Annotated in this window: 1 protein-coding gene and 1 pseudogene; both read left to right on the top strand. The window is 21.9% G+C overall.

The genetic code is table 11. The features are described from left to right. Nucleotides 1-458: hypothetical protein (locus tag JG677_RS08155; RefSeq protein ID WP_200286139.1), on the top strand; the 458-nt coding region annotated here is incomplete at its 5' end. Further along, a pseudogene (locus JG677_RS08160) lies at nucleotides 458-1,392 on the top strand (PD-(D/E)XK nuclease family protein); the annotation flags it as partial. The gene JG677_RS08155 and the pseudogene JG677_RS08160, both read left to right, overlap by 1 nt.

Below are 1,392 nucleotides of genomic sequence, written 5' to 3' on the forward strand. Positions count from 1 at the left end.
TTGTTATAGCTTGTATTGCAACAATCATTATAGCAAGTGATTATCCTGTATATGAGGATAATTTTTATTTTGATACCTATCAAAATGTAGAATCAAATTTTAATAAAATTCAAAATAATCAAAAACAATTTGATGAAAATTTTAAATTATATATTAAGGATAAAGAAAGTTTTATATATAAAAATAAATCAATTTATTATATCAATGAAGGGCAAAATGAATTTAGAATTTTTATTAAAAATTTAAAAAATTATGATTTAAATAAACTTCAAATCAAAGCCTTGCTCTCACGTCCGCATACAAACAAAAGCGATGAAAAATTGCAAGTAAAATTAGATGCTAATGAATTAGTTTTTGATTTTGATATTAAAGAAAAAGGCAATTGGCAATTACTTTTAAAAATTACTCAAAATGAAAATAGTATAGGTTTTTTTAAATTCTTTTTGCAAACTAAATAATGAGACTTTTTGTATTTAGCTCTTTAAGAGCTTTAAGAAAATATTATGAGGAAAAGTTAAAAGAAAACACTTTAGTAGATCCAGCTATGAGTATAGCTGAGTTTATGCAAAAATTAGTTTTTTCTGAGCATTTTGAAGCTACACGTTATGAGTGTTTGCTTTTGATGCAAAAAGCCTGTGAGCAAACTAAAAATTTAGAACAGAGTTTAAAAATACCAAGTAATTTTTTTGCATTTTTAAAAAATAATGCTTATTTATTTAGTTTTTTTAAAGAGTTAAGTTTAGAAAAAAAAGATATTAGCGAATTAAAATTTCACGATGCTTATGCACAATATGATGAACATTTGCAAATTTTAGAAGAACTTTTTAAAAGCTATTTAACCTTATTAAAAGAACATAATTTATATGATGAAATTTCTTTGCCTTTAAATTATAAAATTAATGTTGATTTTTTAAAAAATTACAATGAAATCATTTTTGATTTTCAAGGATTTTTAAATGCTTTTGAGGTTGAGCTTTTATTAGAAGCTAAAAAACTAATTCCTATTAAAGTGCAATTTAATTGCACTAAGTTTAATAAAGATTTTTTAAGCTCTCTTAGCTTTTTACAAGGGTTTAATTTTAAAGAAAATTATTCTTATTTATTTGATTTAAATCAAAATCAAATTTTAAAAGAATACTCTTTTTTAAAGGAAAATAAAATTAGCTATAAAAGTTTTAATTTAAGAACTTTACAAGCAGCTTTTGTTTTTGAAAAAATTAATACTTTTTTAAAAGCAGGTATTAGTGCAAAAGATATTGTAGTGATTACACCTGATGAAAAATTTGTAGATATTTTAAGATTGTATGATAAAAATAATGTTTTAAATTTCGCAAGCGGAGAGAGTATTAAAAATACATATTTTTATCACAAATTAAGAACTCTTTATGAAAG

The organism is Campylobacter sp. TTU-622 (assembly GCF_016598965.1).
Lineage (GTDB): Bacteria > Campylobacterota > Campylobacteria > Campylobacterales > Campylobacteraceae > Campylobacter_D.